7 protein-coding genes and 1 tRNA gene are annotated in these 8,974 nt (G+C 57.4%); 2 read left to right on the forward strand and 6 right to left on the reverse strand.

Translation table 11 applies throughout. From position 1 onward, the window contains the following. Positions 1-2: 2 nt before the first annotated feature. Together TL5118_RS02375 and TL5118_RS02380 are read right to left on the reverse strand one after the other, a co-directional pair. Complete coding sequence (locus TL5118_RS02375; protein ID WP_165590007.1) at positions 3-668, reverse strand: YjbF family lipoprotein; 666 nt, start codon at positions 666-668, stop codon at positions 3-5. Further along, positions 665-2,788 carry a YjbH domain-containing protein gene (locus TL5118_RS02380; protein ID WP_082626247.1) on the reverse strand — a complete coding sequence of 708 codons (2,124 nt, stop codon included), beginning with the start codon at positions 2,786-2,788 and terminating at the stop codon, positions 665-667. Before TL5118_RS02380 ends, TL5118_RS02375 begins: the two co-directional genes overlap by 4 nt. A gap of 316 nt (positions 2,789-3,104) precedes the next feature. On the opposite strand from TL5118_RS02380, the gene TL5118_RS02385 reads away from it, so the two are divergent. Continuing rightward, a tRNA-Ser gene (locus TL5118_RS02385) sits at positions 3,105-3,194 on the forward strand. Between the two features lie 349 nt (positions 3,195-3,543). Further along, positions 3,544-4,380: a protein NO VEIN domain-containing protein gene (locus tag TL5118_RS02390; RefSeq protein ID WP_058243168.1), complete on the forward strand. Its 837-nt coding sequence runs from the start codon at positions 3,544-3,546 to the stop codon at positions 4,378-4,380. Between the two features lie 5 nt (positions 4,381-4,385). Here TL5118_RS02390 and TL5118_RS02395 read toward each other — a convergent pair whose 3' ends face one another. The 4 genes from TL5118_RS02395 to TL5118_RS02410 all read right to left on the reverse strand — a co-directional run bounded on the left by TL5118_RS02395 (position 4,386) and on the right by TL5118_RS02410 (position 8,899). Beyond that, a complete protein-coding gene (locus TL5118_RS02395) occupies positions 4,386-6,614 on the reverse strand; it encodes an ankyrin repeat domain-containing protein (RefSeq protein ID WP_082626246.1) in 2,229 nt (742 codons plus the stop codon). Positions 6,615-6,693: 79 nt separating this feature from the next. Then, positions 6,694-7,077 carry a ParB/RepB/Spo0J family partition protein gene (locus tag TL5118_RS02400; protein ID WP_058243166.1) on the reverse strand — a complete coding sequence of 128 codons (384 nt, stop codon included), beginning with the start codon at positions 7,075-7,077 and terminating at the stop codon, positions 6,694-6,696. After that, positions 7,074-8,399, reverse strand: a complete 1,326-nt coding sequence (locus tag TL5118_RS02405; protein ID WP_058243165.1) for a recombinase family protein — start codon at positions 8,397-8,399, stop codon at positions 7,074-7,076. The genes TL5118_RS02400 and TL5118_RS02405 overlap by 4 nt, the downstream gene beginning before the upstream one ends. Continuing rightward, positions 8,399-8,899, reverse strand: a complete 501-nt coding sequence (locus TL5118_RS02410; RefSeq protein ID WP_082626245.1) for a DUF2924 domain-containing protein — start codon at positions 8,897-8,899, stop codon at positions 8,399-8,401. The genes TL5118_RS02405 and TL5118_RS02410 overlap by 1 nt, the downstream gene beginning before the upstream one ends. Between the last annotated feature and the right edge of the window lie 75 nt (positions 8,900-8,974).

Consider the following 8,974-nt stretch of genomic DNA (forward strand, 5'->3'; position numbering starts at 1 on the left):
GACTATCGACGGATCATCTGGAAGACGACGCTGCCCACCTGCGGGTTGATCCACTGGCGTGACCCCAAGACTTGGCCGTCACTGCTGATCAGATAGGTATTGGCAAACTCATACTGATCACTTCTACATTGCTCGACCATCAGTTGGGTGGTGGTCGAAATCAGACCGCTGACGAAGGGTTCACGTTTGCCCCGCAGCACCTCACAGTCAAACGACAGTGAAAAACGCTCACCCTCCCCGTTCAGGTAATGCATGCGCCGGTTGCTTTTGCCTTCGCGTTTGCTGCTGATCAGGGCAACAGAGCTTTCCATCTCGGTGGCCATCAGGTCATTGCCGCCGCCGCGGGTGGCCGTGATGATGCCACGCCGGAAGCTGAGCGACTGACCATCATCGCTGACATAGGTGCTATGTCCGCCATTCTGGGCGATCTTGCGCAGCAGGATTGTCACCTGCGTTTGCTCTTGCGACAGGATCGCCAGCGGACCGGTCGTTTCTGTCAGGATCTTCTGCACATCCACCTGCTGTGGTCCCGCGTCCTTGCCGCGCCCTAACAGGCGGTTGGCAAATCCATCGTTGCTTTCCCCTGTTGCAGATCCGGTTTCATACAGTGTGCCACAGCCTGCAAGGCCAATTGCGGCGCAGAAAACAAGGCTCAGTCCGCGTATCATCGCCACACGCGCCCCCATTCTTTGTTCAATTCGGGTTGGTGATAATCGCGCACACGCTGGTACAAACGGTCCCGCACATTCACGCGCGCGCCGCCGTCCCGGGTCAGGGATTGCAGAGTCACGGTGTTGTCACGGCGGCTTGGTTTGCCCAGGGCCCAGCTCATCGGGATCGTCAGGCGGATACCTTTGTCAAAGGAGCCTTCGCCGTATTCCTCAGCGCTGACATCGGTGAAGGTTGCATAGGCGCCGATACGCCAGCCGTTGGAAAATTCGCGGTCCAGCGAGAAGGTTGCCCCGATATCGCCTGCCAGATAACGCCCGGCGTCGACTTGACCGTGGAAACCATTGCCAAAATCGTAATAGGCCGACAGGTGGCCGGTTGTGGTTTCATATTCCCGCAGCCCGAACTTCTGATCGAAGTCTCGTTGTTTAACATGATTGACCTCCGCGCCAAGCGCCAGGCGGCTGTCCACCGGTTTCCACAACACTTCGCCCGAGATCCCGGCATACATGGTTTCAAGGTAGCCCGCCGTGACCCGGCTGTAGAGGTCTTTGCCAGGGCGACCAAAATGGCTGAGGGTCAGATGCTCAATCGCGGTATCGCCTTGCCGGCTGTATTCGGCATAATCGGTGCGCACCCGGGGTAGGTTGGAGGGGATTTCACGGGTCACACTGTCCAGGTTGCCCGCCAGCTTATGAGTGACGGAGCCCGACAGCTCCAGCCCAGGTGTCACGAAATAGCTGCCGCTCAGGCGCAGACCGGTGTCGATCCGAATTGGGTTGTCGGGGTCAAAGACGCTGAAGGTCAGATAGGGCGCCAGGCTGAGGCTGCTTCGCGCCGGCAGTCCCGCCTCCTGCCCAAGACCCAGACCTGCGGCATCCGTCACCGCAACTCGTTCCAGCAAAGCCTCGGCAGGGGCGTGTTCCAACGCTTCCAGATCGCTGCGCTTGATGGTGATGTTCGCCAGCGGCATGCCTTTGGACGTCGGGATGATGTGGAACACTTCGACCGATGCAGGGAGCACCCGCGCCATTTGACGCGCTGCGCGGCCGATGGCCTGTGGTTCGGCGCTGTATCGCGGATTGCGGATCTGCAGCGTCGCCTCACGCGGCGACAGGCTTAGGTTCTGATAGGCCAACCCATCACCTTCCAGCGCGGCGCGAAGCGTGCGTTTGGCGCTGTTGATCTGGGTGTCATCCGTGCTCCAACCCAGATCGTTCAGGCTGGCCCTTTGACGTGGGATGATCGGGGCAGGGGCTTTTTCAAGGCCGGTCGGCGTATTGGCATAACGCGGGTTTGTTGACAGGGTCAGCTGCGCGCCAATCGTATCGCCATAAAGCGAATAGACAGACAGCTGATTGCCGTTTTTGAACCGGTAATCGATCCCGAAGTTTAGTGAGGATTTGCGGTCAAACAGCGCTGGCTCGGTATTGCCGTATTCGCTGATCGGGCTGATGCCGCGCTCGGGCTCATAAGCGTCCGAGGAATATTCTGCCGAAACCGCCAGCCGCTCAGTGACCTGATAGGAAATACCGCCAAATGGCGCCACATCACCGCGGAACCAGCGATCATAGGTGGGGATACCACCTTCGCCCAGCAACTCACTCGGGCGGGTGCCGGTGCTGCCAATGGAGCCGTGACTGCCCAGTCGGCCCCAACCCAGACCTGCCGTCACGCGCAGCTTATCACCAATCCCTTTGGTGGCCACGATATACTCACCGCCATAAAGTCCGGTGCCAATGAAATCCCGCAGGCCAACTGCAATCGCTGGGCGCAGGTCGCCCTCTTCGACCAGTTGATAGCGCAGATCGAAGCTGCGGTCGTAATAGGTGCTCAGATCGTAGTTGTCCGGAACATAGCCTGCCAGCGCCGAATAGCGGAAGCTACCGGTCAGCCGTGGCAGGATCTGGAAACTTAGGCTCGCACGCGTGGTGCCGGCGAAATGTCCAACGGTGGTCGTCAGCTGTGCATCAGGTGACATGTCCGCGGTCGGCATATCGATCAGCCCGGGCATGCCATAGAGGTTATGCGACGGTGCCAGAGGTGCGGTAAACGGATCTTCCGCGCCCGCCTGTATTGGCCACAGGCAAACCGCCGCAACCCCTGACAGCAGCACCATTTTTCGCCTGCCGCCTGCAACACCCGTAAGGCCGTGGCGGCGATGCACTGAGGCAGGGCGGGGAGGCAAATGGCGAACCATGGTAGCGGCAATCCAAATTCTAAAAGATCAGTCCCTTCCTGCCTATGGAAATTGCGTCATCCTGTCCATGTTTCATTGCGTTGCGCCCGGCACTTGATGCCCGGCGTTGTCGCTCGCCCACAGTGGTAGGGCGATCTTGCGCTGTTGAGGGGGCTTTTCTGCCAATTGGAAGCTTTGTGAAGAATGTGCGATTTTCCTCTTGTCCCTGCCTGCAAGCCTAGATAAACCCGTCGACGGAGACGTGGCCGAGTGGTCGAAGGCGCTCCCCTGCTAAGGGAGTAGGCCCGGAAGGGTCTCGAGGGTTCGAATCCCTTCGTCTCCGCCACAAACCATTCGCGAACTCGAGACGAGGCCCCGATGCGGGCCTTTTTTCTTTTTGTTTCAAAGGGGTTTAGCGGAGCCATCCGACTTTCGGAGACTGGCCTTTGGCCCGAAATCAGTCTCTGAACGCCCGGCGTCTCTTTCCACCCGCCCTTCACTCAGATCGAGGCGGATTAAAAAGTTGTCTACATTTCAGGTAGTTAGGGAAATATGATTGCGCCGCAGTTGAGGTGAGTTCGGCTGCTATCGAAGCGAACAGAGACACCCGAAGGCGGCGTGGTTGTGCGTGTTGGCGCGAACGATCGCGAGAAGTCTCTGATGACAAAGAGACTTTCCGCTCATAGCCTGGTGGCATGTCGAATGGGCCCTGGACAAACGAAGAAAACGACCTGATCGTCGCAGATTACTTTGCGATGCTAGCCGATGACATCGCTGGGCACCGCTATAACAAGGCCGAGCATCGACGGGCGCTTATGCCATTGTTGAAAGGTCGGTCCGAGGGATCGGTCGAGTTCAAGCATCAGAACATCAGCGCAGTACTCAAGGGGCTCGGGGAAGATTGGATCCCTGGCTACAAGCCTGCTTTCAATTTCCAGATGACATTGCTGGATGCCGTGGCGCGCTGGCTGGCGCTGAACCCGGCTTGGCTTGGTCGCCATCCTGCTGTGCGACCGCCGACCGGCCTGGCTGACGCCGCGCCGATCTGGATCGGGCCACCGCCGACACTGTCGAACCAGCCACCGCCACAGGAGCTGGAGCAGATGCTGCACATCGCGCGAAAGTTCGATGTCGCGGCGAGAGACGAGCGGAACCGCACGCTCGGCCGTGCCGGTGAGGAGCGCGTCCTGGCGCACGAGCGTGCAGCCCTTAAATCAGCGGGCCGCGATGACCTTGCGCGCAAGGTCCGGTGGGTTTCGGAAGAGGATGGGGATGGTGCTGGCTACGATATCGCCAGCTTCGCGCCGAACGGACGCCCGCGCCTGATCGAGGTGAAGACGACGAATGGATGGGAGCGCACGCCTTTCCACATCAGTCGGAATGAACTGGCCGTCGCCGAGGAGCGGCGTTCGGAATGGTCCCTGTTTCGCCTCTGGAATTTCGCGCGTGAGCCGAAGGCGTTCGAGCTGCTTCCACCGCTGGACGCGCATGTCTCACTGACCGCGACGTCCTTTCAGGCAAGTTTTTGTTGAGATACCTACTTACAACCACTGCTACAGAAACCGCATTCATGGCACACGAGTTTTCCGCATCTATGACAAGTATCATTTTTCCCCAATATAAGAGGAAATGTGTCGCAAGGAATGCCGGCTTCCGATCGCCCGCCACAATAAGCATAAACTGTGATCTGCCTTCCGCCTTTAAGGCGTCCGAGAAGGACATGTGGATTTTGCGCATGAAACGCCTCGAAATCGAGACCAGATTCTGAAATTGCCTCCGCTGCACGTTCGAGCAAGTCGAACATGTTGCGTACTGAATGTAGTGGGTCGGGGAGACCACCAGTCTTGCTTTCAGGAAAAGGAGGGCATTTTTTTGCGCCAACACCGTCCCCGTAGCGCCTTCCGAGCTCCTCCATTTGGAAAAGCTTTCGAAAAAATCTTACAAACCTGAGTGGCGCCCCGCCTGACAAGGCCTCGGAGATAAACCCCGAAACTGCGAATAATACGATTGTTCTCTTCGAGTATGTCGACTCGAGAACTGCCTGCGAAAATGAATCAATAATCCGCCTCTGTCGAGCACTCAGCCGCGTGTATGCGCCGATCTCGTGAACATTTCCAGCGGCAAGAGCCGCAGCAAGGATCGATTCCGGCCGTTCAGCAAGCAGAAAGTATGCGTCGAACAGCTCTTCATAATTTAAATGCCCAAAGGGATACTCGAATGACCACGCTGGGAGATGCTGATCATCAAAGCGAACTTGTATTGTCTCCAGGCCGGGGAAAGCGCGTTTAACCGCCGATCTCGATAACTCCAGATCGTTTTGTGAAACCTCTCCGAGATAGGTTTGTTCAATCCCACCAAAAGTACCGCGCGCAGTCGCAAAAGCTGAAATCACAACATCGTGGCATCCTGACCTCTTGAACTTGGGAACAAAGTTCTGACGAGCATTTTGTCGATAGATGGTCGCATTCTTGACATCTAGAGGCCTGCTCGCCCAGATATCGAAATCTCGCCATCGGTTATCCTTTCCCCCGGTTTGAAGTATGGAGCAGTCTTCGACCGTCTCGTTTGACAGAGACGAGTAGATCGACATGGCCGTCTTCTCAGCAAGTCTTGCGTAGACAAGCCGTTTGTACCGCTTAGCCGAATCCTTCATTCTCATGCTGCTTCGCGAAATAATATTCTCGTCGCCATCACTTGCGCTTTGGCCCGCCCATGAAAGTATTAGCGCCTCGTCAGGCTTCTCAATATAGACGCCGATATTGTCTCGGTAGCTTACGGAAAGAACTTGATGGGAAATATGAGCGCTTGCGCCGTACCTCCAGAATTTTTCAATTTTCGACTTAATCTTATCGGGTTCCACATTGTGGTCTGAATAGATTCTGAACGAGTGCTTTTCTTGATAGCCCCAATGCGGGTGGCCGCCGATGGCTCGAAAGTATGGCGGCCCTTCTTTTAGGCGATCTTTCATGAACCGTCGGATCTGTTTTTCTAATTCATTTGCGGCTTGAGCATCTTCCACCTCTTCAAGCGAGAGTAGGTTTGGCAAGTCATGTTCTCTTATGGCTATAAGGCCTGGCTCGTCTATCCTTGCACCAATTATTCGCTTATGCTCGCCTGCCTTGAGCGCTGTGATCCATGCCTCTTTTGTGACTATGGGGCTCCTATCCTTGTCAAAGACTAAGGAGAGGTTCACGAAGCTCGGTTCACCTCCCATGATCAAGTCACTCCCTTCATCGGCGGAGTAACGGAGTATCTCTTTTACTACGTCGGCGAGTGGTTTTCGTTGCGCATCCGGGTCATTCGCCAATCGCCAGTACGGCACTGTGCCCCGAAGGACCTTGCATTCTTGAGCGTAGCTAAACGCTGTTCGATTGTGCTTGTCACGCAAGTTGCTATCAGCGCCAGCATTGAGCAAAACCTCTATATTCTCTGGCTTTTCTGATCGGGTGGCCCACAGTAGCGCCGTCCAACCGGTATCATCTTGCGCATTTACATCGGCACCGGCGTTTAACAATATGCGGATTTGGCTGGGGGACCCGTTCCGTGCTGCCATCATCAAAGGCGTTCTGTCACGCTCCCCGCGAGCATGGACATCGATAGACGAAATAATAGACGAAATTTTTGCTTCGGCGGTCTTCGACCACCAAGAAAAATTGTACAAATTTTCTGGATTGATAATTTCTGGATGCTTGCTTTCTTCAGCATCCGTGCCGTTTCCGACCAAGGGGGCTGCGCGTCTTCCTCCGCCACCATTTTTCTTCGCCATGGATAGGACGGCCCTCGTAAGAAACTGAATTCATTTCACTCATAGTGAAAGCGCGTCGCACTGGCAATCTTGCCGTGAGCTAATTGAACGCCCGCTCAGGCTGCTCCTGCCATGTTTCCCCTGCCAGAAAACACAAATCGTAAAGGCTGACCGCTGATGCCTCGCGTATGCACGTCATTCGCTTGAGAACTTCTGGCGCGAGGTAGGCCAGCTGCAACTGCCGACTGACGTGCCGTTCAGTCAGTCCGACGGCTTCGGCCAGTTCTTGGATGGTTGCGAACTCGCCAGCTTCCATCCGCCGCCGCCAGCCCCATGCCCGGCCTATGGCGCGCAAGATATGCGGGTCCTGTGTCTGGTCTTCGCTGGGCCGATAGTTGGCGGGCGGCAGGATTTTGGGCCGACCGTTCTTCTTGCGAACCTTCAACGGGATTAAGATGCGGATCGTGTCGTCGGGCTTGGTCATTCCGCTGCCTCCACCCTGCGCGGCGCGACCATCTCGCGGACGACCCCGGCAATGCCTTCGCGCCGAATGTCCACCTCGAGCCCTGCTGCGGTGACGGTGACGCGCCGGACGATAAGTTGGATGATCCTTGCCTGCTCGCCCGGGAACAATTGCGCCCAAAGCGCGTTGAAATCATGAAGTGCTGCGATGGCGTCGGCCTCGGATGCACCACCGCCTTCGCGCTTCAGGCTCCCGATCACCTGCGACACCACCTCTGGTGTCTGCAGAATGCGCCGCACCTCGGTCACGACCGCATCCTCCACCATTCCTGCCGCCAGCCGCATCGGGGCGGTCTCTTCGCCGGTCTCACGGTTCCGGATCACATCCATCGACACATAGTAGCGGTAAAGCTTCGCACCTTTCTTCGTGCTGGTAGGCGTCATGGCCGCGCCGGTGTCGCTGAAGATCAAGCCTTTCAGCAGAGCAGGTGTGCGCGACCGGCTGTTGTTGGCACGTTTGCGCGGGCTTTCCAAGAGGATTGCGTGGACTTGATCCCAGAGCGCCTTGTCGATGATGGCGTCATGCTCGCCGGGATAAGCCTTGCCCTTGTGGACGGCCTCACCGCGATAGACGCGATTTTTGAGCAAGCGATAGAGATAGCCTTTGTCGATCAGCGTTCCCTGCTTGTTGCGGAAACCCTCACCACGCAGCTCCCGCGCCAGCACTGTGGCGGAACCCAACTCGATATACCGCTGGAAGATCCCGCGCACCGAGGCGGCTTCAGCCTCGTTGATCACCAGCTTGCGGTCCTGCACATCGTAGCCGAGCGGCACGTAGCCCCCCATCCAGATGCCGCGCTTGCGCGAGGCGGCGACCTTGTCGCGGATGCGTTCGCCGATGACCTCACGCTCGAACTGGGCGAAAGACAGCAGGATGTTCAGCGTCAGCCGCCCCATGGATGTGGTCGTGTTGAAGGACTGGGTAACGCTGACGAAAGTCACGCCGTTGCGGTCGAATATCTCAACCAGCTTCGAGAAATCCATCAGCGAGCGGCTGAGCCGGTCGATCTTGTACACGACGACCACGTCGATCAGCCCGTCCTCAATGTCGGCCAACAGCTGCTTCAAGCCCGGCCGTTGAAGATTGCCGCCGGAGAACCCGCCGTCGTCGTAGCGGTCGCGGGTTGCCACCCAGCCCTCCGACCGCTGGCTGGCGATGTAGGCCTCACAGGCCTCTCGCTGAGCGTCGAGGGTGTTGAACTCCATGTCGAGACCTTCTTCGGTCGACTTGCGGGTGTAGATGGCGCAGCGCAGGCGGCGGTTTTGGCGGGTGGTGATGTCCATTATGCTTCCTCCTGCTTGCGTTCACGCAGCCCAAAAAAGCGATAGCCATTCCAGCGCGTTCCGGTGATGGCGCGGGCCACAGCCGAGAGTGATTTGTATTTGCGGCCCTGCCAGTCAAAGCCGTCCTTCAGCACTGTGACGGTATGCTCGACGCCGTCCCATTCGCGCAGGAGTTTCGTTCCGGCCACAGGATTGCGGGGATCGGCGATCTGATGTTTGCGCCGGGCGTGGCCTTCGACCTCGTCGGCCAGAAGATCCAGCATGCGGCGGGTCTTGCGGTCGGGGCCGCCGTAAGTCAGCTCCTGAAGCCGATAGGCGATCCGCAACTCGAGAAACGCACGGCTGTTATTTGGCGCCGAGGTACCGAGGAGCTTTTCCCATTCGGCTTTCAGGTCCCTGACCGACATGGCTTTCAAAGCGGCCAGGCGCGACAGAACCGTCTCGTCAAGACTTGGATCGCTCCCCGGCGACGTTGGATTTATCTTATTGTGATGTTTCATCAATTCCTCCGATGCGGATACGTTTTGTACGACGACCACCGCTCTTTTGGGGCGATAAGTCCACGAAACTGTCTC

This window comes from Thalassovita autumnalis (assembly GCF_001458255.1).
In the GTDB taxonomy this organism is placed as follows: domain Bacteria; phylum Pseudomonadota; class Alphaproteobacteria; order Rhodobacterales; family Rhodobacteraceae; genus Thalassobius; species Thalassobius autumnalis.